Annotated in this window: 19 protein-coding genes and 2 pseudogenes; 10 read left to right on the top strand and 11 right to left on the bottom strand. The window is 71.4% G+C overall.

The window, feature by feature from the left end; genetic code table 11:
- Positions 1-9: 9 nt before the first annotated feature.
- On the top strand, positions 10-507 hold the full coding sequence (locus NMN56_RS06045) for a phosphoribosyltransferase (protein ID WP_274042703.1): 498 nt from the start codon (positions 10-12) through the stop codon (positions 505-507).
- Between the two features lie 145 nt (positions 508-652).
- On the opposite strand, the gene NMN56_RS06050 is transcribed toward NMN56_RS06045, so the two are convergent.
- Positions 653-1102, bottom strand: coding sequence for a DUF5994 family protein (locus tag NMN56_RS06050; protein ID WP_274042704.1), 450 nt, complete (start codon positions 1100-1102; stop codon positions 653-655).
- Between the two features lie 229 nt (positions 1103-1331).
- Here NMN56_RS06050 and NMN56_RS06055 point away from each other — a divergent pair, with 229 nt between their 5' ends.
- On the top strand, positions 1332-1907 hold the full coding sequence (locus tag NMN56_RS06055; RefSeq protein ID WP_274042705.1) for a DUF5994 family protein: 576 nt from the start codon (positions 1332-1334) through the stop codon (positions 1905-1907).
- A 199-nt stretch (positions 1908-2106) separates the two neighbouring features.
- Here the strand turns inward: NMN56_RS06055 and NMN56_RS06060 are convergent, their stop codons facing one another.
- Positions 2107-2973, bottom strand: coding sequence for an alpha/beta fold hydrolase (locus NMN56_RS06060; protein ID WP_274042706.1), 867 nt, complete (start codon positions 2971-2973; stop codon positions 2107-2109).
- Positions 2974-3131: 158 nt separating this feature from the next.
- Here NMN56_RS06060 and NMN56_RS06065 point away from each other — a divergent pair.
- From NMN56_RS06065 to NMN56_RS06085, 5 genes and pseudogenes are all read left to right on the top strand, one after another.
- A pseudogene (locus NMN56_RS06065) lies at positions 3132-3569 on the top strand (LysR family transcriptional regulator); the annotation flags it as partial.
- 396 nt (positions 3570-3965) lie between these two features.
- A pseudogene (locus tag NMN56_RS06070) lies at positions 3966-4418 on the top strand (LysR substrate-binding domain-containing protein); the annotation flags it as partial.
- Between the two features lie 92 nt (positions 4419-4510).
- A complete protein-coding gene (locus NMN56_RS06075; protein ID WP_274042707.1) occupies positions 4511-6040 on the top strand; it encodes a ricin-type beta-trefoil lectin domain protein in 1530 nt (509 codons plus the stop codon).
- A 105-nt stretch (positions 6041-6145) separates the two neighbouring features.
- Positions 6146-7033 carry an RNA polymerase sigma factor SigJ gene (gene sigJ / locus NMN56_RS06080; protein WP_274042708.1) on the top strand — a complete coding sequence of 296 codons (888 nt, stop codon included), beginning with the start codon at positions 6146-6148 and terminating at the stop codon, positions 7031-7033.
- A 275-nt stretch (positions 7034-7308) separates the two neighbouring features.
- Entirely contained in the window at positions 7309-9726 is a 2418-nt protein-coding gene (locus NMN56_RS06085) for an MMPL family transporter (protein ID WP_274042709.1), read from the top strand.
- 352 nt (positions 9727-10078) lie between these two features.
- Here NMN56_RS06085 and NMN56_RS06090 read toward each other — a convergent pair whose 3' ends face one another.
- The 6 genes from NMN56_RS06090 to NMN56_RS06115 form a co-directional block, all read right to left on the bottom strand.
- Positions 10079-12163, bottom strand: a complete 2085-nt coding sequence (locus NMN56_RS06090) for a xanthine dehydrogenase family protein molybdopterin-binding subunit (protein WP_274042710.1) — start codon at positions 12161-12163, stop codon at positions 10079-10081.
- Positions 12164-12354: 191 nt separating this feature from the next.
- Positions 12355-13353: an FAD binding domain-containing protein gene (locus NMN56_RS06095; protein WP_274042711.1), complete on the bottom strand. Its 999-nt coding sequence runs from the start codon at positions 13351-13353 to the stop codon at positions 12355-12357.
- Positions 13350-14006: a 2Fe-2S iron-sulfur cluster-binding protein gene (locus tag NMN56_RS06100; protein WP_274043098.1), complete on the bottom strand. Its 657-nt coding sequence runs from the start codon at positions 14004-14006 to the stop codon at positions 13350-13352. Before NMN56_RS06100 ends, NMN56_RS06095 begins: the two co-directional genes overlap by 4 nt.
- Before the next feature lie 356 nt (positions 14007-14362).
- Positions 14363-14536 (bottom strand): hydrophobic protein, encoded by a 174-nt coding sequence (locus NMN56_RS06105; protein WP_274042712.1) that lies wholly within the window; start codon positions 14534-14536, stop codon positions 14363-14365.
- 205 nt (positions 14537-14741) lie between these two features.
- Entirely contained in the window at positions 14742-16259 is a 1518-nt protein-coding gene (gene amaB / locus NMN56_RS06110; protein ID WP_274042713.1) for an L-piperidine-6-carboxylate dehydrogenase, read from the bottom strand.
- A gap of 57 nt (positions 16260-16316) precedes the next feature.
- Positions 16317-17585 (bottom strand): NAD(P)/FAD-dependent oxidoreductase, encoded by a 1269-nt coding sequence (locus NMN56_RS06115; protein WP_274042714.1) that lies wholly within the window; start codon positions 17583-17585, stop codon positions 16317-16319.
- Between the two features lie 103 nt (positions 17586-17688).
- Between NMN56_RS06115 and NMN56_RS06120 the strand changes: the two genes are divergently transcribed.
- From NMN56_RS06120 to NMN56_RS06130, 3 genes are all read left to right on the top strand, one after another.
- Entirely contained in the window at positions 17689-18042 is a 354-nt protein-coding gene (locus NMN56_RS06120; protein ID WP_274042715.1) for a hypothetical protein, read from the top strand.
- A 288-nt stretch (positions 18043-18330) separates the two neighbouring features.
- A complete protein-coding gene (locus tag NMN56_RS06125) occupies positions 18331-18702 on the top strand; it encodes an ANTAR domain-containing protein (protein ID WP_274042716.1) in 372 nt (123 codons plus the stop codon).
- Positions 18703-19216: 514 nt separating this feature from the next.
- The gene (locus NMN56_RS06130; RefSeq protein WP_274042717.1) at positions 19217-20506 is read left to right on the top strand and encodes a methyltransferase domain-containing protein; all 1290 of its coding nucleotides are present in this window, start codon (positions 19217-19219) and stop codon (positions 20504-20506) included.
- Between the two features lie 105 nt (positions 20507-20611).
- On the opposite strand, the gene NMN56_RS06135 is transcribed toward NMN56_RS06130, so the two are convergent.
- The 3 genes from NMN56_RS06135 to NMN56_RS06145 all read right to left on the bottom strand — a co-directional run bounded on the left by NMN56_RS06135 (position 20612) and on the right by NMN56_RS06145 (position 23261).
- Positions 20612-21061 (bottom strand): hypothetical protein, encoded by a 450-nt coding sequence (locus NMN56_RS06135; RefSeq protein ID WP_274042719.1) that lies wholly within the window; start codon positions 21059-21061, stop codon positions 20612-20614.
- 200 nt (positions 21062-21261) lie between these two features.
- Positions 21262-21897, bottom strand: a complete 636-nt coding sequence (locus tag NMN56_RS06140; protein WP_274042720.1) for a response regulator transcription factor — start codon at positions 21895-21897, stop codon at positions 21262-21264.
- Positions 21885-23261: a sensor histidine kinase gene (locus NMN56_RS06145; RefSeq protein ID WP_274042721.1), complete on the bottom strand. Its 1377-nt coding sequence runs from the start codon at positions 23259-23261 to the stop codon at positions 21885-21887. Before NMN56_RS06145 ends, NMN56_RS06140 begins: the two co-directional genes overlap by 13 nt.
- Between the last annotated feature and the right edge of the window lie 612 nt (positions 23262-23873).

Raw genomic sequence — 23873 nt, forward strand, 5'->3', positions numbered from 1 at the left:
AGCACAACTGTGAGTGAAGAGCGCGAGAACCTGACTTACTCCCTCTTCGGCGAGGCCATCCGCGAGCTGGCGCAGAAAGTCGCCGACGACGGGTACGAGCCGGACATCATCCTCTCGATCGCGCGCGGTGGCCTGTTCGTGGCAGGTGGGCTCGGTTACGCGCTCGACGTCAAGAATCTGCACGTCATGAATGTCGAGTTCTATACCGGTGTGGGCGAGACGCTCGATCTTCCGGTCATGCTGCCGCCCGTGCCGAATGTCGTGGACCTGAGCCGTAAGAAGGTGCTCATCGCGGACGACGTGGCGGACACCGGCAAGACGCTCAAGCTCGTACAGGACTTCTGCGCCGAGCATGTGGCCGAGGCCCGCAGTGCGGTGATCTACGAGAAGTCGCAGTCGCTGGTGAAGTGCGACTACGTGTGGAAGCGGACCGACCAGTGGATCAACTTCCCGTGGTCGGTCGAACCTCCGGTCGTACGGCGTGAGGGCCAGGTTCTCGACGCCTGAGGGCACGGGCGCGGAGCGGCGTAAGCGGAGTTCGAGCAGGTGGAGTCGGTGCAGGTGGAGTCGGCGGGTGGCTGACTGTTCAGGGCCTGTGCGGGCGTCCGGTTTCTGTGTGGGACGTCCGGTCTCTGTGTGGCGGCCGTGGTTGTCAGCCATGGTGGGGGATGCCGCTTGTGGCGAGGATCTGGGTTCCGGTTGCCTCGTTGTCGGTGCGTACGGCCATGCCCAGGGCTGCCTGTGCCTCCTCGTAGGTGGCCTCGGGCGGGACGGCCAGCAGGCAGAAGTGGTCGTAGTCGCCGCGGGTGACGATGACGGTGTCGTCGCCGAGCGGCGACCAGTCGATGTGGACGAGGTGGCCGTCGACGAAGAGGGGTTTCTGTACGCCCTCCCAGGCTTCCGCGTCCAGCCCGACCCGGGTGATCCGGCCGAAGTGGGCGGTCAGTGTGGAGAGCAGCGCGGGCAGTTCGCCGCGTACGTCGCGGGTGCGCGGCCACCAGGCGCCGTCGAGGACGCCCTCGCGTGAGGCTGTCACCTCGGGCTTGATGGCTACGGTGCCCGGTTCCAGCGTGAGACTACGAGGGGGAATGTGGGGGTTCATGAGGGCTCACCACCCCTTCGGTGAGGATGGGTGTGCGGGCGGGTCGCGCACACTGTCATCCAAGGCTTTTGCCCCTTTTGTCCAGGGTACTCCGCAGGGGAACAGACCGGGTTACGGCGGAGTACGCTGAAGTGGACGGGAGCTACTCGCGCGTCGCTCTCACGTAGGCGCCGTTCTCGTCGGTACGGACACGGGGCCGCCCCTCGGGTGGTCCAGGAGAGTACGCGTCATGACGACGGTCACGACAGACCGCACGCTGAAGATCCACGAGCCGTTCCGGCCGCCGCCGGTCCGTCTCTCTCTGAGGCCCGAGGGCTCCGTCGCAGGACTGCTGGACGGTGCGTGGTGGCCGTACTCGCGTGACCTGTTGCGTGAACTGCCCGCGCTCACCGCCCTGTTGGAACCGCTGTGGGGACGCACCACGAGAATCACGGTTGATCCCGCACTCTGGCCGGTCGTTCCGCGCAAGGTGCCGGTCGCGGGGCACGCCGTCAGCGTCGCGTGGTTCAGGGCCGAGCAGGATCCGCACAAGCTGGTGCTGCTGTCGTTCCCTGTGGGGCGGCACAATCTGCTGGTCGTGCCGCCGGAGGCGAGCGCGGCGAAAGCCGCACGGCTGATGGCCGCCGCCAGCGATCCCGATCTGCTCTCCACTGCCGGCACGCTCGTCGCCATGGACGCCATGGCGGAGGCCAGGTCGGGCCCCCGGTCGGAGGCCAGATCGGACCCCAGGTCGGACGCCTCGTTCGATGCCAAGTCGGCGGCCGAGGGTGAGGTGTGCCGGACGCGGGAGCGGTCGGGGCGCTGAGGGAGTTCCCCTCGCCGGTCGTCGGTCGTCGGTCGTCGGTGGTCTGTCGTCGGTGGCCTGTCGTCGGTCGTCGGTGACCTGTCGTCGGTCGTCGGTGGTCTGTCGTCGGTCGTCTCTTGGCTTCCGGCTTTCGGCCTCCTGGCCTTACGCCGCTTCTTTCGGCTTTCGGCTTCCTGGCGCTACGCCGCTCGTTCGGCGATTACGCCTTCGTGCGGTCGATCAGGGCCTGGGCCAGCGTGTGGGGGGCCTCATCAGGGACCCAGTGGCCTGTGTTCGGGATGCGTAGGCCGGTGACGTCGGTGGCGACCTCGCGCATCATCTGCTCGATGACGTCTCCCGCGGTGCTGGTGGCACCGCCTACGGCCAGGACTGGGATGTCGAGCTTGCCGTTCCGGGCGAGCGCCGCGCGGTTGTCCTCGATGTCCTGGTCGAAGGCGCGGTAGGTCTCGAAGCCGGCGCGCAGGGCGCCGGGGGCCGAGTAGGCGTCGACGTAGGCGTCGAAGTCCTCCGGTGCCACGGCTGAGGGATCGGCGGAACGGGCGTCGAAGAACGCCTGCAGATACGGGCGTTCGCGGCCGGCGACCAGCATTTCGGGGACGTCGCGGACGCCGTGGAAGGCGAAGTGCCACACGCGGGGGTCGGTACGGATGCGGTCGAAGACCTCGGTGCCCGGCAGGGGTGCGTCGACTGTGACCAGGTGCGAGACCTCGTCGCGGTACGCCTGCGCGTAGGCGTAGGCGACCATCAGGCCGATGTCGTGGCCCATGAGGACGACGGGGCCCTCGACGTTCAGGTGGGTGCGCAGCAGAACGTGGAGGTCACGGGCCATCGTCCGCTTGTCGTAGCCGTCGGCGGGACGCCAGGAGTTGCCCGCGCCCCGGTAGTCGGGCGCGATCACGCGGAAGCCCGCCGCGACCAGTGGGGGTATGACGTGCCGCCACTCGCGCCAGGTCTGCGGAAAACCGTGCAGCAGGAGCGCCGTGCGGGGCCCCTCCCCCGCGGTGACGTAGTGGAGTCGCAGGCCGGGCTCGATGGGGGCCATTCCGTGCGTGAGGTCGTCCGTCATGGTCGTTCGGCTCCTTCGGGGCGGTGTGCCGGCTGTCCGGGCAGCGCCCGCGGCCGGGTGGGCGGTGTGGAGCCCACGGTGCCGGAGGGGGTACGTGAGGACAAGCGAAAGGTTGTGCATAAACCTTTAAGGTGAGCTACATGCTTGACGTACGGAGGATGCAGGTCCTGCGGGCCGTGGTGAACAGTGGTTCGGTGACGGCGGCGGCGCGGACCCTCGGGTACACGCCTTCCGCCGTGAGTCAGCAGGTGGCCGCGCTGGAGAAGGAGGCGGGCACGCGGCTGCTGGAGCGCGTGGGCCGGGGAGTGCGCGCGACGGCTGCGGGGCGGTTGCTGACCGAGCACGCTTCCGTGATCGGTCAGAGCGTCGCCGAGGCGGAGGCCGCCCTGGCGGATCTGCGCGCCGGGCGTACGGGGCGGCTGGATGTGCGGTACTTCGCCACGGCGGGGGCCTCGCTGGTGGCGCCTGCCGTGACCCGGTTCCGCGGCCGGCACCCCGACGTGCGGGTCAACCTGCGGTTGGCCGATCCGGCGGACTCGATCCTGAGCGTGGCCGCGGGGTCGGCCGACCTGGCGCTCGTGGTCAGGCAGGGGGCCGAGGCGGTCCGGGGCCCGGCGGCGGATCAAGGCCACGTGGTTCGGGGTAGGGCGGCGAACCGGGCTGAGGCGGCGAACCGGCGTGGGGCTGCGGCTGGTGATGCGGCGGCTGGAGTTGCGGGGCCTGGAGGTGCGGCGGCTGGTGATGCGGCGGCTGGAGTTGCGGGGCCTGGAGGTGCGGCGCCTGGAGGTGTGGCGCCTGGCGATGTGGCCGCTGGAGCTGCGGGGCCTGGAGGTGCGGCGGCTGGTGAGGCCGCATCTGGAGGTGCGGGGCCGCGTGAGGACGGGCCTGGTGCGGTGGCGAACCGGGGTGGGACTGCGCGGGGTGCGGGGGCAGCGGGCCGGGACGTGGCCGGACAGGGCGTGGCTGGGGAGAGCGTGGTCGGGGTGCGGTTCGTGCATCTGCTTGATGACCCGTATCGGGTCGTGCTTCCCGCCGGGCATGCGCTCGCCGCGCAGTCCGCCGTCGCGCTCGGGGAGTTGGCCAGGGAGCCGTGGGTGCGGGGTGATCCGGCGGACGGTGCGTGCGCGCGCATCGTGCGGGACGCCTGTCTGGAAGCCGGGTTCGATCCCGCCTTCGCGGTCGACAGCGAGGACTACGCGACGGCGCAGGGCTTCGTGGCCGCCGGGCTGGGGGTGGCGCTGCTGCCGCGTACCGGGCTGGAGGCGCGTCATCCGGGGGTCGTCGTACGGGAGTTCAGCGGGCGCGGACCCCTGCGGCCTGTGTGTGTCGCGCTGCCGGAGACGGGGGCGCCCGCGCGGGCCGAGCCCGCGGTGCTGGAGGGGCTGTTGACCGCGTTTCTGGAGGTCGGAGCGGAGGTCGGAGGGCGCGGGAATGGCGTGAAGTGAGCGGGCGAACTGACGCCGGAAGGGTTCCCTTCTTACCTACTTACGGGTAAGTACCGCTGGTAACAACAGTTGCCAGCTATAAGGGAGACCTCATGGCTCGTGCGAGACCCGCGACAGCGATAGCGGCGGCGCTGGTGATGGCGTTCGGCGGAGTGGGTGTGGCGGCAGCCGCTCCCGGTGCGTCGGCACCCGATGCGCGGCAGGCGGTGAAGGCGAGTACGCCGCTGCCACCTGAGCTGGAGAAGATCAGGGCCGCTGAGGCCCAGAAGCTCTACGGGAACACCGGCGAACGGCCGGTCGGGGAGCGCAAGTCCTCGCTCATCTCCCTGGGGGACAGCGAGATTTCGGGCGAGGGCGTGGGAACCTACGAGCCGGGCACGAACGGGCCCGACAACTGGTGCCACAGGTCGCCCGACTCCGCCGTCCACAGGACCGGGATACAGGCGGACGTGACGTACAACGTCTCCTGCTCGGGGGCCAGTACGCAGAACATCCGTATCGGCGGCAGCAAGCAGTACGCGGACGAGCTCGTGCAGAGCGACAGCCTCGCCATCAAGGCGCGCAACACGCGGCTGAAGCAGATCATGCTGGTCGTCGGCGCCAATGACGACCTCCAGTTCGGGCCCGTGATGACCGACTGTGTGACCCGCTTCCTCACCTTCCAGGGCGCGTGCGAGCCCAAGTACGCACCGGGGTGGCAGGACAGGGTCAACGGTCTTCAGCCCAAGGTCGAACGCACCGTGGCCGACCTCAAGTCCGTGATGCGCGACGCGGGTTACGCGGACGGCGACTACCAGCTCGTCGTGATGGGCTACCCGAGCCCCATCGGTCCCGACATCAAGGACAACCCCAAGTTCCCGGGCAAGCTCATCGGTGGCTGCGCCGGCTACACCAGCGACGCTGCATGGGGCAGGAACACCGCGGTCCCCGCCTTCGAGAAGGGCGTGCGCAAGGCCGCTGCCGCCTCCGGGGCCAGCTATCTCGACGCCTCGCGCCTGTTCCACGGCCATGAGGTGTGCATGGAGGAGACCTGGGCGCGCGGCCTGTACATCGACGTGTCCAACCCGTTCCCGCCGGACGCCAACTCCGTGCGCCAGTCCTTCCACCCCAACGAGCGGGGTCACGGCGCCTTCGCCACCTGCTTCACCAAGATGTACGAGGCCGGACAGGCCGGCGTGCGGGAGGCTTCCTGCGCCGACCCGGACGGCAAGGGGCAGCCGAAGCTGTACAAGCAGGCGTGGGACGACGTGTTCACGCCACTGCGTAACGAGGGCACCGGAACCTGCCTCGACGCCGACGGCGCTGCCAGTGCCGTAGGGACAGACGTGCGGGGCTGGGAGTGCAAGTCCCAGCGCAACCAGGTCTGGTGGTACGACTCCGAAGGCAAGGCGCTCTACGCGGGACAGACCCATGACCGGTGCGTCCAGAGCGAGGGCGGCGTCAAGAACGGGGCCGCGCTCGTGCTGGGCAACTGCTCGGGCGCCGCTGCCCAGCAGTTCGCCAAGAACGGCGCCACCTTCCGTCCCACCGGCGCCTCCGACCTCTGCGTCACCCTCCCCTCCGCCGACGCACAGGCCCGACTGAGCACGTGCGCCGGCACCGCCAACCAGCGCTTCGCCTGAGCGCCGCCGGGCGCGCGGGCCGCACGGCCGGCCGCCCGTGATGTCACGCCGCCGCCTCCCGGAACGTCCTTGGGGTGTCTGTTCCCCGAGCGTGGAGGTGGCGGTGTGGTGGAGGCCGATGACCGGGCGACCGAGGTGTTCGTACGGCACAGGGAACTGCTGTTCTCGGTGGTGTACTCGCAGCTGGGGTCGATCGCGGACACCGAGGACGTGTTGCAGGAGACGTGGATAGCCTGGTCGGGCGTCGATCAGGCGCACGTCGTCAACGCGCGCGCCTACCTCGTACGTGTCGCCGTGAACCAGGCGGTCACACGGCGCCGCAGGATCAACCGGAACCGCGAGGTGTACGTCGGGCCCTGGCTGCCCGAACCCGTGGTGGAGGGGGACGAACCCGAGGACGGCGCCGAGCGGGTCGAGCGCGGGGAGGAGGTCTCCATCGCGCTGATGGTCGTGCTGGAGACGCTCTCGCCGCTGGAACGGGTCGTCTTCGTCCTGCACGAGATCTTCGCGTACAACCTGGTGGAGATCGCTGAGATCCTCGACAAGAAACCCACCGCCGTACGGCAGTTGGCGCACCGCGCGCGCTCGCACGTACAGGCACGCCGCGGCAGGTTCCTGCCCGATCCACGGGCCAGGCGCGAGGCGACCGAGCGGTTCCTCGACGCGGCGCTCGGCGGTGACGTCGGCAAGCTCATGGATGTGCTCGCACCCGAGGTCACGCTGTGGAGCGACGGCGGCGGGGTCGTACCGGCCGCGCGGCGGCTCGTACACGGGCGCGACAAGGTGGCCCGGCTCATCGCCGCCGTCGCCGAGAAGCACCCGCAGGGCCTGCGCGTCGACTACCGGTCCGTCAACGGTGACCCCGCGGCGCTGCTGTTCGTCGGCGAGGACTCGTACGCCGTCGTACACGTCGAACTGGACGCTGCCAGCGGGCAGGTCGCCGCCGTGCATGTCCTGACCAACCCGGAGAAGCTGACCCGCGTGGCGGGCTGAGCGGTGAGCGCGAGGGGGCGCCATTCGGTGCCGGGGTCCGGGTCCGGGTCCGGGACCGGGTCCCGGTCCGGGCCTGGGTCCATGTCCATGTCCGTGTCCCGGCCTGGGGTTGCGGGGCTGGGCCCCGGGGTTGCGGGGCTGGGCCCCGGGTCCTTGTGGCTGCGTGCGGCAGGGGGTTGGGCACGTCACATTCGCTCCATGTCACGGTCAGCGGGCCGGCTGTCGTCTCGGTATGCGCTGGAGATCCAGCGCGTAGGGCGAGGGAGAGGGCAGGCATGTTGGAGCGACTTGCCGGACGGTTGGTGCGGCGACCGCGGCGGATACTGCTGGGGGTGCTGGTCGTCGTGCTGGCCGTCGGCGGGCTGTCCATGGGGCTGACCGACCGGCTGACGATGGGTGGGTACGAGAACCCCGGCACGGAGGCGGCGCACGCGGAAAAGGCGCTGGAGGGGGAGTTCGGGCGCGGGCGCACCAACCTGGTGCTGGTCGTCGAGGACCGGCGCGGCGTGGACGATCCCGCCGTCGCCGCGGCGGGGCGGCGCCTCGCGGGGAACCTGGCGAAGGACCACGTCAGCGGTGTCGCCTCCTACTGGACGGCGGGCAAGGCGGCCTCGCTGCGCGGCTCCTCCAGGGAAAGGGCGCTGGTCACCGGGCACATTGCGGGGGACTTCGACCAGGTCAACGACCGGGTGGAGAAGCTGCGGGACGACTACACAGGGTCGGTGCACGGGGTGCGGGTGACCCTGGGCGGCAGCGCGCTGATGAACCTGGAGAACACCGAACAGGCAGCGGAGGACGCGGCGACAGCGGAGACCTTGGTGTTCCCGCTGGTGCTGGTGGTGCTCGTGCTGATCTTCGGTTCGCTGGTCGCCGCGATGCTGCCGCTCGCGGTCGCGCTCGCCACGATGCTCGTCGTCTTCGGGCTGATGTGGGGGCTGACGTTCGTCTTCGACGCCAACAACCTGCTGGTCAACACCTGTACGTTCCTCGGGCTCGGGCTGGCGATCGACTACAGCCTGCTGTTCGTGACGCGGTACAGGGAAGAACTGGCCTCCGGCCGCCACAGCCTGAACGGACCCCACGGGGGTGGGCCCCACACGGCTGAGGGCGGAACGAATGAAGGCAGGGCGAGCGAGGACGGGGCGAGTGCGCTGGGCGCCCGTGGACGCGGGGCCGGTGCGCTGGGTGCCGGTGGGCGCGACGCGGGGCCTTTCGAGGTCGGGACCAGCGAGGTGCGGGGGGCGATTCTCGCCGCGATGCGGACCGTCGGGCGGACGGTGATCTTCTCGGCCGTGACGCTGGCCCTCGCCTGCATGTCGCTCGTGGTGATGCCCTTCGGCATGTTCCGGTCCATCGCGATCGGTGGCGCGGTGACCGCGCTGGCCGCCGCGCTGGCGACGCTGATCATTGTGCCCGCGCTGCTGGCCTGGGCCGGGCCCCGCATCGACCGGCTCAGGATCGGGCGGCTGGGTGTCGGCCGGTTCCGGATCGACCGGCTCCGGATACGCGCGCGTCGGCGTCCGGGCGCGGCCGTCAACGCGCGGGTGGGAGAAGGGGGTTGGCATCGGCTTGCTCTCCTCGTGATGCGCCGTCCTGTGTCCATGGTGCTCGGGGTGCTGGCACTGATGGCGGTGCTCGCTGCGCCCGCGCTCGACCTCAATCTGCGGCTGCCCGACGAGCAGGTGCTGCCCAAGTCGGCGCAGTCGGCACGTGCGGCTCAGCTACTGCAGGACGACTTCGACGGGCGCGAGACCGAGACCCTCGGTGTCGTGGCCCGCGAGGCGCGGGACTCCCCGAAGCGTGAGGCCGCCGTCGCCGCCTACGCGAAGCGGCTGTCCTCGCTCGACGGTGTGCGGCGGGTGGACGCGCTCACCGGCAGCTATGTGGACGGGCAACGTGTGGCCCCGGCCGGGGCCGGTGCGGAACGGTTCGCCACGGACAAGGGCGTGTACTGGTCGGTCGTACCGTCCGTCGACGGGCTGTCCGACGCGGGCGCCGATGTCGTCACCCGCGTGCGGGAGGCCGAGAGTCCGTATCCCGTCCTCGTCGGGGGGCCGCCGGCCGTGTCGGCCGACACCTTCGCCTCGGCCGGGGACCGGCTGCCCCTCGTCGTGGGCATCCTGGCCCTCGGTACGTACGTCCTGCTGTTCCTGCTCACCGGCAGCGTGCTGCTGCCGCTGGCGGCGATGCTGCTGAGTGTGCTGAGCCTCAGTGCGACGTTCGGGGCGCTCGTGTTCGTCTTCCAGGACGGCCATCTCCAGTGGCTGGTAGGGGACTTCGTCAATACCGGGGCACTCAACTGGACCGTGCCCGTGATGATCGCCGTACTCGCCTTCGGGCTGTCCATGGACTACGCGGTGTTCATCCTCTCCCGGGTCCGTGAGGAGTACACGCGGACCGGGGACGCGCGGGGGTCCGTCGCCGTCGGGCTCGAACGCGTGGGGCGCGTCATCACGTATGCGGCCATCGTGCTCTCGCTCACCTTCATCGTGATGCTCACCTCCGGGATCTCGTACATGAAGGCGCTGGGGCTCGGCGTACCGCTGGCGATCCTGCTCGACGCCACGTTGATCCGGGGCATCCTGCTGCCTGCCTTCATGCGGCTGTTGGGGCGGGCTTGCTGGTGGGCGCCGGCTCCCCTGCGACGCCTGCACGCCCGCTTCGGACTCAGCGAGAGCGGGCCCCGGGGGTGAGGGCGGGTCTGGCTCGCGGGTGAGGGTTCGTCGGGTCGGTGGCTTACGGTCGGAGGGGATGGGGCCGCGGGGGAGGAGGCCTCGGTCCGGGGCCGGCACACCGGCCCGCATCAGGGTGTGGTCTCCCACGACGATCCGCACGGCGAGTTCTCTCATGCTCCGAGCATCGCCGCAGCCCCCATCTCCGCGCGTCGAGCGCGCGATTGAACTTCCCCTCCACCGTTCGGTTGACGCACAGGTGTACCCACGCCACCGACCACCCACCAGCCCCCGCAGAAGGGGGCGGTAGGTGGCCGGTCGGTGGGTGGGGCGGGTTGGCGCGGTGTTGGCCGGGAGGGCAGGCGGGGGCGCCTCAGCTGAGTACGCCCACCCTGTCCGGGGTCAGAGGAAGGTCGCGGTGGCGGACGCCGGTGGCGTGGTACAGGGCGTTGGCGATGGCGGCAGCGGTGCCGACGATGCCGATCTCTCCGATGCCCTTGCCGCCGACGGGGTTGAGGTGCGGGTCGTCCTCCTCGATCCAGTGTGCGTCGATGTCGGGCACATCCGCGCACGCGGGCACATGGTAGGAGGCGAGGTCGCGCTCGACGAAGCCGCCGGTGGCGGGGTCGATGACGCTGTGCTCCGTCAGTGCCATGCCCAGACCCATCACCATGCCGCCGATGAACTGGGAGCGTGCGGTGCGGGCGTTGAGGATGCGGCCTGCGGCGAACACGCTCAGGAGGCGGCTGACGCGGACCTCGCCCGTGACGGTGTCGGCCTGGACCTCGGCGAAGTGGGCGCCGAACGCGTGCCGTGCGTAGTCCTGCTGGCCCTGAACGTCCTCGGTGGTGTCGGCCGTGGCCTTCGTACCACCGGACGCGAGGAGTTCGCTGCACGCCTTATGGACGGCCCAGCCCCAGGACGCCGTGCCCGATGAGCCGCCCGCGAGGGGAGCTCGGGGCAGGTCGCTGTCGCCGATGTCGATGCGTACCGAGGCGAGCGGGGCGCCGAGCGTGTCGGCCGCGACCTGGGCGAGGACGGTACGGGCTCCCGTACCGATGTCGGTCGCGTTGACCCGCACATGGAAGGTGCCGTCGGACAGCGCCTCGACCGAGGCGGTGGAGGGTGCCACGAGGACCGGGTAGGCGGAGGAGGCAACTCCGGTACCGGTCAGCAGGTCGCCCTCGCGGCGCATACGGGGGCGCGGGTCGCGCTCGTACCACCCGAACCTGCGTGCTCCCTCGCGCAGACAGTCGGCGAGGTGGCGGCTGCTGAACGGCCTGCCGGTGTCAGGCTCCGTCTGTGTGTCGTTGCGCAGGCGCAGTTCGACCGGGTCCAGGTCCAGTTCGACGGCCAGTTCGTCCATGGCCGACTCCAGCGCGTACATGCCGGGGGCCTCACCCGGTGCCCGCATCCAGGAGGGTGTGGGGACGTCGAGCGCGACGACGCGGTGTCCCGTACGGGAGGCGTCGGAGCCGTACATGACGCGGGATGGAGACGCGGCCTGTTCGACGAACTCCTTGACCGTGGAGGTGTACGTCACGACGTCGTGTCCAACGGCCGTCAGGACGCCGTCAGCGCGTGCGCCCAGCCGCATGCGCTGGATGGTCGGCGCGCGGTGGCCGACGACGGCGGGCAGCTCCCGGCGCGGAAGGACGAGCTTCACCGGCCGTTCGACGTGCCGGGCCGCCATGGCGGCGAGGACGACCTGGGGACGCGGGGTGCCCTTGGAGCCGAAGCCGCCGCCGACGTGCTCGGAGACGACGGTGATCTGCTCCTCGCCCATCGCGAAGAGAGTGGCGAGCGCCTCGCGGACGGTGGTGGCGCCCTGGCTGGAGTCGTAGGCCGTCAGATGCCCGTCCCGCCAGAACGCGGTGGCCGCGTGCGGCTCCATGGGGTGGTTGTGCAGCGGGGTGAGCGTGTACGTGGCGTCCACCCGGTGCGGTGCAGCCGCGAACTCCCGGTCGAAATCGCCGCGTTCACGGTCGCCGGGAACGCCGCCGTTGGCCTTCTCGGGGTGGTACATCTCGGGATGGTCGGTCATGAGGCGGACGTCGTGCGGCTCCTCCTCGTAGGAGATCCGTACGGCTTCGGCCACGGCGCGCGCCGTCTCCTGGGTCTCCGCGACGGCGAGCGCCACGTACCAGCCGCGGTGCGGGACACGGTCGTTCTGGAGCACGTAGAGGATGCCGTCGTCGGGCTCGGTCAGCCGGGGCGCGTTCTCATGGGTGAGGACGGCGAGGGCGCCGGGGAGCGCCAGCGCGTCCGACGCGTCCATGGAGGTGACACGCCCGCGCGGCACGGTCGCGGGTACGGGCCACGCGTACACGCAGCCCTCAGGGGTGTACTCCGCCGCGTAACGGGCCTCGCCCGCCGTCTTGGCCGCGCCCTCGCGGCGGGACACCGGAGCACCGAGGGAGCCGTCGGCACCGGAGTCGCTCCCCGTGGTGCTCGCCATAACCGTGCTCCCTGTAGTGGTGCTCTTCCTTGTGGTGTTCCCTGTAGTCGCGCTTTTCCCTGTGGCGTTCCCTGTAGTGGCGCTTTCCGCGGCGCCTGTGCTGCTGGTGCCCGCGACGCTGTCGGCGCTCATGGCGCTTCCGGTGTCCGTGGTGCGGGAGTTGTCGGGTGTGTCGTGCACGGCCATCCTCTTCAGGCCCCCTGCTCGGAGCGGTCGGCGAGCGTGGTCAGCAGGTTCACGGCGAGGCTGCGGGCCAGCGGCACCTTGAACTCGTTGTCGCCCAGGGGCCTGGCAGCGCCGAGTTCGGCGTCGGCCGCGCGTGCGAAAGTATGCGCGTTGGCGGCGGAGCCCACCAGCACCTCCTCGGCAGCGCGTGCGCGCCAGGGCCGGTGCGCGAGGCCGCCGAAGGCGAGCGCCGCGTGCGTGACAGTGCCCTCTCGTACGGCGAGCACGGCGGCGACGGAGGCGAGCGCGAAGGCGTACGAGGCGCGGTCGCGTGCCTTGCGGTAGGCCGAGCGCGCTCCCTCGTGAGGGGGAGGGACAGAGACCGCGAGCACGAGTTCGCCGGGCCGCAGCACGGTGTCCTGCTGCGGGGTGTCGCCGGGCAGCCGGTGGAAGTCGGCGGCCGGTACCGTACGCCGTCCCTCGGGCCCGAGCACCTCGACCTGGGCATCGAGCGCGGCGAGCGCGACGGCCATGTCGGAGGGGTGTGTGGCGACGCAGTGCGGCGAGTGACCCAGTACCGCCATGTCACGGTGCGCGCCCCCGCGCGCCGAACAGCCGGTGCCGGGCTCGCGCTTGTTGCACGGCGTGGAGGTGTCCTGGAAGTAGGGGCAGCGGGTGCGCTGGAGCAGGTTGCCGCCCGTGGTGGCGACATTGCGGAGCTGCCCTGAGGCTCCGGCGAGCAGGGCCTGGGACAGTACGGGGTGGTCGTGGCGTACGCCGGGGTGCGCCGCGAGGTCGCTGTTGCGTACGGCCGCACCGACGCGCCACCCGCCCTCGGGTGTGCGCTCGACCTCGTCCAGGGGGAGCCCGCTGACGTCGATGAGGTGCTCGGGGGACTCGACTCCGAGCTTCATGAGGTCGACGAGGTTGGTGCCGCCGCCGAGGTAGCGGGCGCGCTCGTGTGCGGTGAACGCGTCGACCGCCTGGTCCGGTGTCGCCGCTCGTTCGAACGTGAAGGTCTTCACCGGGTCGCCTCCTCGGGGACGCCGCTCGGGTTGCCCGGCACACCGCGCGCGCCGTCCGTGTTCCTGGCCCCGCCGTCCATGCCTCCGGCCACGTCGCCCATCTCCTCGATGGCCTCGACGATGTGCGGATAGGCGCCGCAGCGGCAGATGTTGCCGCTCATGCGCTCGCGGATCTCGGCGCGGGTCAGCGGAACCGGTGCGCCTTCGGGCCGCGGTTCGCCCGCGCCGGGGGGCGGGGTGACATGGGAGGGGTGGCCGGCCGCGGCCTCGGCGAGTACGCCGACCGCTGAGCAGAGCTGGCCGGGTGTGCAGTACCCGCACTGGAACGCGTCGCGCTCCACGAAGGCGTCCTGGAGCGGATGGCGCCGCTCCCCTTCTCCGAGTCCCTCGACGGTGGTGACGTGCGCGCCGTCGTGTGCCACGGCGAAGAGCAGACAGCTGTTCGCGCGCCGCCCCTCCACCAGCACGGTGCAGGCGCCGCACTGGCCGTGATCGCACCCCTTCTTGGTGCCGGTGAGGCCGAGGTGCTCACGGAGCAGATCGAGGACGGTGGTGCGGTGGTCGGTGGTCTGGGTGTGGGGCGTGCCGTTGACATGGAGGGTGACGGTCGAGCTGGTCGCGGGCCGCGTGTGGTGGTCGTCCACGGTGACAATGCCTCCTGGTTGCCGGTCCCTTTTGTGGCGAAACCGACTGTCGACCCTACGGCGCCGGACTTCGCCGGACGAAGGGGCCGCGCCATGAAGGCGCGGCCCCATTTGCCTTGTTTGAGCTGACTGTTCCGGTCTCTTCTCGTCAGCCGTTCCGTTCAGTTCGCGTCGGCTGTTCTGTTCCGTTCACGTAGGCCGTTCTGTTCCGGCCACGTCAGCTGTTCTGCTCTCCGCACGGTGGCTCTTCTGTTTCGCGCGGGGGGCCTGTTCATGCGGTTCATGCGGGGTGCCCCGTTCGTGTGGGGTGCCCTGTTCGTGCGGACTGTTCCGTTCACGTGGACCGTTCCGTTCGTGACGGCGGGCTACCAGCGGTACCAGCGGCTGCGGCGGCCACCGCCCGCCGGGGTCGACCGCATGAGGAATCCGAGCAGCCACACCGCCAGCACGATGAGGGCGATCCACCACAGCGCCTTGAGCGCGAACCCCGCGCCGAAAAGCACTACGGCGAGAAGAAGAACGAGTAGCAGGGGAACCATGGGTATCAACCTCCGGCGCCCGAGTGCCCCCGCTCCCCCGCCCCATGCGCGGCAATCGGCAGAACGGTTCCGCTTGGCCCGGACGGTCCCGCGTGACTCGGACAGTTCCGCTCGGCACGGACAGTTCCGCTCGGCACGGACAGTTCCGCTCGGCACGGACGGTTCCGGAGGCTCAGAGAAACCCGGACGGTTCCGAGTACCCGGCTCAGAGAAAGCTGACGTTCTGGGCCAGCGCCAGCTCGTTCGAGTAGTTGACGGTGTTGGTGGCCCGCCGCATGTAAGCGCGCCATGCGTCGGAGCCCGATTCGCGGCCACCGCCGGTCTCCTTCTCACCGCCGAACGCTCCGCCGATCTCGGCCCCTGACGTGCCGATGTTGACGTTGGCGATGCCGCAGTCGGAGCCCTCGGAGGAGAGGAAGACCTCGGCCTCGCGCTGGTCGCGGGTGAAGATGCTGGAGGAGAGGCCCTGCGGTACGCCGTTGTGGAGCGCCAGCGCCTCCTCCAGCGTGTCGTAGGTCAGTACGAAGAGGACGGGCGCGAAGGTCTCCTCCCGTACGACACCGGTCTGGCCCGGCATGCGGACCAGCGTCGGCTCCACGTAAGCGGCTCCTGGTGCCTCCTCCGTCAGCACCCGCCCGCCGCCCGCGAGCACCGCGCCGCCCTCCGCGCCCGCCCGGTCCAGCGCGGTCCGCATCCGGTCGAGCGCCGCTGTGTGGATGAGCGGCCCGACCAGCGTGTTCGTATCGAACGGGTCGCCGATCGGCAGCTTGCGGTACGCGGCCGTGAGGCGGTCGGTGAGCGTATCGGCGACGTCGCGGTGCACCAGGAGGCGGCGCAGCGAGGTGCACCGCTGGCCCGCCGTACCGGCCGCGGCGAACACGATGCCCTGCACCGCCAGATCCAGGTCGGCCGAGGGCGCGACGATCGCGGCGTTGTTGCCGCCGAGTTCGAGGAGGCCGCGCCCGAAGCGTGCCGCGACCCGTGGCCCCACCTCGCGCCCCATACGGGTCGAGCCCGTGGCGCTCAGCAGGGCCACGCGGGGGTCGTCGACGAGCAGTTCGCCCACGGCCCTGTCGCCCAGGAGGAGCTGGTGCACCTGCTCAGGCGCTCCCACGTCGCGTGCCGCGCGTACGAGCAGCGTGTGGCAGGCGACGGAGATCAGCGGGGTCAGCTCCGAGGGCTTCCAGACCACGGTGTCGCCACAGGCCAGCGCGACGGCGGTGTTCCAGGACCACACGGCGCAGGGGAAGTTGAAAGCGGAGATCACGCCGACGACACCCAGCGGGTGCCAGGTCTCGGCGAGCCGGTGGCCCGGCCGTTCGGAGGCGATCGTACGGCCGTGGAGCTGGCGCGAGAGGCCGACGGCGAAGTCGCAGATGTCGATCATCTCGCGCACCTCGCCCAGCGCCTCCGAACGGATCTTGCCCGCCTCAAGGGTCACCAGGTCCGCCAGATCGCCCTGGTGTGCGCGCAGCAGATCGCCGAGGCGGCGTACGAGTTCGCCGCGCCGGGGCGCCGGGGTCGCGCGCCACGCGGGGAACGCCTCGCTCGCCCGTCCGATCGCCTGCTCGGCTTCGGCGGGCGAGGCCGCGGCGAGGCCGAACAGGTTGTCGCCGGTGAGCGGGGTGCGCGCGGGGTGGTCAGTGCCCTCGGGCGGCGCCGCACCCACGCGGGCGAGGGCGGCGAGGGCGCGTTCGCGAAGGGTCTCGGTCGGGGTGATCATGCGGGGCTCCCTTGTCGGTGGGTGGGGTGGGGTGGGGGCAAGGGCGGACACGTGTTCTCAGACGACGTGTGCCTCGGGGCGGGCCTCGCGCCCCGCCTCCGTCGCGAAACGGTCGGCGCTGAGCGGCGCGATGTCGGCGAACGGTTCCCGCTCCAGATGCAGGTCCCGCACGATCTCTCCCACGGCCGGCGCCTGGAGGAAGCCGTGGCCTGAGAAGCCGGTCGCGTACAGGAAGTTGGGCACCTCGGCCGCCCGGCCGATCAGCGCGTTGTGGTCAGGCGTCACCTCGTACAGGCCCGCCCAGCCGTTCCGTGTCGCCAGCTCCGCCACGGCGGGCGCCCTGCGCCGTGCGGCCTCGCGGAAGAGGGGAAGCCAGTCGGGCGTCCACGTACGGTCGAAGCCGTCCGGCTGCCCGGGATCGGCGAAGCCGAGGAGCAGCCCGTCGTCGCTGTTGTGGAAGTACGCGGACGAGGCGAAGTCGATCGTGAACGGGATGCGCGGCGCCGGGGGCCGCAGCGGCGCCGTGAACGCGAGCTGCCGCCGCACCGGGCGCACCGGCAGCCGTACGCCCGCCAGCTCACCGATCCCGGCCGACCACGCGCCCGCGGCGCACACCGCCGTACGGCGGCAGACGACGCGGCCCCGGTCCGTGCGGACGGCGGTCACGCGCCCCGCCGTCGACTCGATGCCGGTGACGGTCGTACCCGTGGCGAATGTGACACCGGCGGCGCGCGCCGCACGCGCGTACCCCTCGACGGCCCGCACAGGACGTGCGTGCCCGTCCTCGGGCGAATAGGCGCCGGCGACGAGCCCATCGGTGACCACGTACGGGCACAGCCGCCGTGCCTCGCCGGGCTCGATCATGCGGCTGGGCACGCCGAGTTCGTTCTGCGTACGGACGGCCCGGGTGAACTCCGCCGCGTCGTCCCCGGTGGTGAGCAGGAAGAGGTAGCCGACGGTTTCCAGGCGAATGCCGGCGCCCGGGCGGCGCGCGAAGTCGGCGTAGGCGCGCAGGCCGCGCGCGCCCATCTCGATGTTGAGCGGGTCGGAGAACTGCGCCCGCACGCCCCCGATCGGCTTGCCCGAGCTGCCGCTCGCGAGGGTGTCGCGCTCCAGCACCAGGACGTCGGAGACTCCCGCCTCCGCGAGGTGGAAGGCGATGCTGGCTCCCATGATCCCGCCACCGATGACGACGACATCGGCGGTGGTGAGGTTGTCGGTGGGAGAGGGGGAGTCGGTGTAAGGGGAGGGAGAGGCCGCGGGAGAAGGCGAGGGGGCGGAGGTGGAGGCGGGGGGCTCTGAGTACGAGGCTTGCGCTGAGGACATGGCCGATCCCTTCCGTGAACCACGCGTGCGGTATGCCGCCGTGCGGTGCAGTGGGTGCTCGGTGCCGGGTGCTCGGTGCTCGGTTCCGGGGTTCTCGGTGCCGGTGCTCGGCACTGGGTTCTCCGTGCTCGGTGCTCGGTGCTCGGTGCTGATCGGCGATCCGTCGCCATGGTCCAACGCGCGGGCCTTCGACGTCCATGAACATGCCACCGGCGGCAAACTGCCGCGCGGCGCGGGACGCCGCTTCGAACTCACCGACGAGGGCAGCACGCCGACCGCGCGCGCCGAACGCATCCTCGCCACCGGGGCCGAGGCCCGGGGCCCGGGTCGGGGTCGGGGCCGGGCCGCCGTGACCCGTACGACGGCGCACCAACGGCCCACCGTCGCCGCGCTGCTGGAGGTGCGGAAAGCGCTGCGGAAGGGGCTGCGGAAGGGGCTGCGTGAGGTCGCCGGGTGAGGGCGCAGGGTGAGGAGAGCGAATCTGTCACTGTCACATACGTTTCGTTATGCGGGCGGCGGTAACTCTCCTGTGCGCGAGTGCGCGGCGCCGCGCCCGTAGGCACCGGAGAGTTGGACACCACAGCCTCCGGTGCCGCTCGCGCGGGTGGCGTGTGTGGTGGGGTCGACTTGTCGCGAACTGGAATGACGAGGCAATATCTGTTCGAGTCCGTTCTGCGGACCCGGACTCAAGGGAGGCCCTCGGGCCCGACTGACCACCAGCCGGCCCGCGCAAGGAGGCACACCCGTGGGTTCCCCCGAACCTTCCCCCGCCGCCGAAGGCGAGCAGCCGCAGCCGGGCACAGCGGCGGAGCACGGCAGCGGTGGTTCCGGGCAGCCTGCGGAGGTGGACCGCCTCCGGGCCGAGGTCACCGACCTGCGCCGCGCGATGGAGACACACCCCGTCATAGACCAGGCACGCGGCATGGTGATGGCCCTCGGCCCCTGCACAGCCGACGAGGCATGGGAGGTGCTGGTGGAGGTCTCCCAGTCCACCAACGTCAAGCTCAGGGAAGTCGCCGCCGATCTGGTCGCGACGCCGGAGGGCGAGGAACTGCCCGCTCCGATACGCCGGGCCATGGCCACCTCGCTCAAGCGGCGGCGCACCGGGCTCGACTGACCGGGCCGACGCCCCTTCCTGTACGGGCCGCTCGTACTGGCCGCTCGTACGGGTCCGCTGTGCAGGCCGCCGGCCCAAAGCCCCAGTACGGGCCACGCGTACAAGCCCCCTGTACGAGCCGCCGGCCCAAAGCCCCAGTACGGAGCGCTCGGACAAGCCCTCTGTACGGGCCACGCGTACAAGTCCCTTGTACGAGCCACTTCTACGGGCTCCTGTACGGGCTCGTGGACACCGCGCCGTACCGTCCCGTCCAGCGACCGGCCCGCCTGCGCCGTTCCCCGCTTCCGCCGCGCGCCCACATATGAAGCGGGGCCTTCTGTGCCCCCGGTATGCGCCCTCCCCGGGTCCCCCGCTCGGTCGTACATTCGGGAGGTAAGGGAGGGAGGCCCGTATGGGGAGGCAAGAGGGGGAGCCGGATCCGGCGGAGAGCGATGGGCACAAGCCGGAGAAGCCGATTCCGCCGCCGGGGCCGCAGCCGGATCCGAATCCGCGGCCCGGGCCGAAGGGATAACGGGTGTACGGGACCGAGGGGCTCGTCACAGGGCTGTGGGAGGGCGGGCATCTCGACGAGGGGTGGGTGACCGCGTTCACGGGGGTGGACCGGGGCGCCTTCGTGCCGGAACGCGTCTGGTTGCGGGGCCCCGGAGGGTACTGGCCGCACACCCGCGAGGAGCGACCCGCCGCATGGCGCGCGGCCGTGTACTCCGACACCGCCGTCGTCACGCAGGTCGGTGACATGCGCGCGAAGAACCCAGGGGACGCGGGGCACACGGACCGTGCGGGCAGCACGGACGGTGCGGCGGGTGCGGGCAGCGCACACGGTGCGGGCAGGGTGGAGGGCTCGGGCGGTGTGGAGGGCTCGGGCCGCGTCCGGGTGGGAGGGGGCGGGTGCGAACCCGCGCTCGTACCGACGAGTTCGGCCAGCATGCCGCGCGTCGTGGCCCGCATGCTGCGCGCGCTCGATGTCCGCCCCGGCGACCAGGTGCTGGAGGCCGGCACAGGGACCGGCTACAACGCGGCGCTGCTCTCGCACCGCCTCGGGGACACGTGCGTGACCAGCGTGGAGTCCGATCCGCAGCTGGCCGAGGCCGCGCGCGCCGCGCTCAAGTCGGCGGGGTTCGTGCCGGTGGTGGTGACCGGTGACGCGGACCGCGGGTACACGGCGGGCGCTCCGTACGACCGGGTCGTCGCGACGTACGCGGTGCACGACATTCCCTATGCGTGGGTGCGTCAGACCCGGCCGGGCGGAGTCGTCGTTCTGCCCTGGGGCACCGGCCTGTACAACGGGGTCCTGCTACGGCTCACCGTCCACGAAGGACCCCATGGCCCGGTGGCCACGGGGCACGTGGTCGACGACACCGCCTTCATGTGGGACCGGGCGCAGATGCCCGAACGGGATGTCATGGCCGCCGTTCATGACGAGGCCGGCGCTGTCGCCTCCCGTACGGAACTGGACCCGCGTGCCGTGCTCGGTGACAACGACATGGCCTTCACCGCCGGTGTCCTCGTCCCCGGGGCCCGTTACAGCGTCGGACACGGCTCCCGCGGGGAGTTCACCCTGTGGCTGGCCGACGCGGCGACCAGGTCCTGGGCCTCGGTCGACTACGTGCCCGGGGCCCACGCGTTCGACCTCCAGCAGCACGGCCCACGCGCCCTGTGGGACGAGGTCACCGCCGCCCACACGTGGTGGCTCGACGCCGGTTGCCCCGCCCGCACCCGCTACGGGGTCACCACCGGAGCAGGGCACACCCACATCTGGCTCGACCACCCGCACCACCGCGTCACTACGCGCGTACGCCCCTGACGGCGCGTCAGGGGCGGACGGGAAGCAGGGGCGTGGTGGCGGTGACGGTGACGGTGACGGTGACGGTGACGGTGGAAACCGGGCTCACACCGGAACGATTCGGGTTCACACCGGGACGATGAGGTGGGCCTTGCCCTGCTCCGCCGTGTAGTCGAGGGTCCGGCGGGTGCCGGAGCCGCGGCTGGTGCCGACAGGGAAGCCGATGGTGAGGGTCGTACGGTCGACCATCCAGCGGTTGCGGGCCTCGTAGGCTTCCGCGTCCAGCGCGTCGGCGCGCAGTTCGACGAGGTGGGTGACGCGGTCCCAGGCGCGGGCCACGGCCTGCCTGGCCTCCTGGGGCTGCTGGTCGAGCGTGCCCGGTACGACGACCGTGAGCGCGGCGGGCGTCCAGCGCGCCAGCCACTCCAGCGCGAGGCTGTCGATACCGCGTGCGCCGCCGAGATAGAAGTGCCCGTCGTGCGCGAACGGCATGAGGTACGCCGCGAACAGAGCGGCGTAGTGGTCCGGCGCGTGGTGCTCCGTCGTACGGCTGCCTGTGATCGTCACGGAACGCATCTGACCGACTCCGCCTCTCGGATGGCGTTGGCGTGCCCGGCCGCGCGCCATCCTGCCACGCGCCCGCCACGGCGAGAGGGGGTCTGCCACGTGGGCTCGGCCACGTGGGCTCGGCCACACGGCAGGCTCCCGTGGGACAGCCCGTTACGGTCGGCCCCTCCAGGTGTCCGGAACAGTCCCTGCGGTCGGCGTCGGCCCGGTCAGCCCTCCAGGTACCGCAGTACCGCCTGGACCCGGCGGTGGGTGGCGGTGGTGCGGGGGATGTCGAGCTTGTCGAAGAGCGTGGCCGTGTGCTTCTCGACGGCCCGTTGGGAGATGCCCAGGCGGGTGGCGATGGCGGCGTTGGTAAGGCCCGTGGCCATGAGGTGCAGCGTTTCGCGTTCGCGCGGTGTGAGAGTGCCGAGGGTGGGGCGGGCACGCAGGAGACGGGTGATGACCTCGGGGTCGAGCGCCGTGCCGCCCGCCACGACGCGGTGGAGCGCGTCCACGAACTCGTCGACGTCCAGCACACGGTCCTTGAGGAGGTAGCCGATGCCCGCTGGACCGTTGGTGAGGAGGGTGTGCGCGTAGGACGTCTCGATGTACTGGGAGAACAGGAGGATGCCCAGCTCGGGGTGGCGGCTGCGGAGTTGGGCGGCGGCGCGCAGGCCCTCGTCGCGATGGGTGGGCGGCATACGGATGTCGGCGACGACGGCGTCGGGACGGGTCTCCTCGACGGCGGCGAGCAGCGCGTCCCCGTCGCCCACGGCGGCGACCACCTCCAGGCCGCGGTCCGTCAACAGCCCCGCGAGCCCTTCGCGTACGACGACGGCGTCCTCGGCGATCACGATGCGCATGCGGAGGATTCTCCCGTCAGGGGCAGGTGGACCACCGCGCGGGTGGGCCCGCCCGGAGGGCTGGTGAGGGTGAGGGCTCCATCGACGGTGCGGACACGTTCGCGCAGGCCCCGCAGTCCTGAGGAGGCGGGCGAGGGCAGCGCGCCGCCCTGGCCGTCGTCCTCGACGGTGAGTTCGAGGGCGCCATCGCGTACAGCGGCGGTCACATCGATGGCAGCGGCCCGCGCGTGCCGTGCCGCGTTCGCGAGGAGTTCGGCCGCGCAGAAGTAGGCGATGGTCTCGACCGCTTCGGGCGGGCGCGGGCTGCCGGCCAGGCCCTCGGCGTGCAACCGTACGCGCGTGGCGGGGGACTCGATGTCCGAACACAGGGAGGCCAGGGCGGGCCCGAGGCCGCTGTCGAGCACGGGCGGATGGATACCGCGTACGAGGTCGCGCAGCTCCGTGAGGGCCGTACGGGCATGGGTCAGCGACTGGTCGACGAGAGCCCGCGCCTTGTCCGTGTCCGTGTCCGTGCGTGTGGCCGTGCCCGTGTCCGTGTCCGTGTCCCCATCCGTGTCCGTGCCTGTGGCCGTGCCCCTGTCCGAGAGCGCGCGTTCGGGGGCGAGCGCGGCACGGGCGCGGGTCAGCGACATGGCGACGGCGATGAGACGGGCCTGCGCACCGTCGTGCAGGTCGCGTTCGATACGGCGCAGCGTCGCCGCCGAGTCCCGTACGGCCAGCGCGCGGGTCTCCTCCAGATCGTGGATACGGTCGGTGAGGCGGCCCGGGCCGAGCAGTGCGCGGGCCAACACCCTTACGAGCTGGGCCAGTTGGCGGCTCACCCAGCCTGTCAGCGCCAGCAGCGCGAGACCGCACGCGGCGAGGGCCAGCGCGCGCGGCAGCGTGTCGAGCGGGGTGCCGTCGGGCAGCGCGATGCCGGTGTGGCCGTCCTGGCGCACGGCGCCGAACCATAGCGGGTACGTCAGCGCGGCCAGCGCGTACACCCGTATCGCGAGCTGGAAGCACAGCAGCACGAGGCCGAGCGGCGCGTTGATCACCGCGAACGCCGCACAGCGCCAGGACGCGGTGTCGTACGCGGCCCGCCTGATGCCGCCCCGTGCCGGGTGGGGCGGCTCGATGTGCTCGCCCAGCAACCGTCGTACGAGCGTGCGCTCCAGCGCCGCCAGTCCCCTCGTCGCGGTGAGGACGAGCGAGAGGAACGGGATGCCGACCCGGGTCACGCTCAGGGCTCCGCCCAGCGCGAGCAGAGCCAGCGCCGGCACGCCCAGAAGCGCCGGAACAACGGCAGCCAGCGCGTATCCGAAGGCACCGCGCTCCGCGCGTGACACGGGGATGCCCATGAGGTCGAGGGTTCTTTTGTTCATGGGTTCCCTGGGGTGGCGCGTGAGTGGAGAGCCGGGACACGGGCGGAGTGCCAAGGTCCGCACCGCCGTCCCGGAAGGTGGTCCCGCCGTGTCCCCGGGCGCCGGGACCACCTTCCCCCTCTCCCTGCCGAGTGCCCCCGTTTCGCCCGTCCACCCCGCAGTTCGAGTCCGTCCACGGGCTCGCGCACATCCACGGGCCCGTACGCGCCCTCGTCCTCGTACGGCCTGCGTAGCCCCATCTCGTTCCCCGTTCCGTTCCGCATGCCAACAACGGTACGAAAGCGCAGGTCACCGGCGCGATCGTGCTGCCACCCTGATCGGAGGTTCGGTTTTCCGAACCCCCGCGTATGCCGGAGCCGCCCGGCGCGTCCGGAAGCGGAAGAAGTATCCGTGGCGCCCCGCACGAATCGGGCCCGTAACGGTGGGAAGTGAGAGGGGACAGAGTCCGCGATCGGCCCCGGCACCCACCGATGCCCCAAGGACACCGACCCGACCCGCCAACGCCCGACCCGCCAACGCCCGACCCGCCAACTCGCCCAACATCGGGCACACCGCGACGATCAACCGGCCCGACCAGCCGGCCCGATCCACCGGCCCGAGACACCCGCCAGA

Origin of the sequence: Streptomyces iconiensis (genome assembly GCF_028657195.3) — a bacterium.
GTDB lineage: Bacteria > Actinomycetota > Actinomycetes > Streptomycetales > Streptomycetaceae > Streptomyces > Streptomyces iconiensis.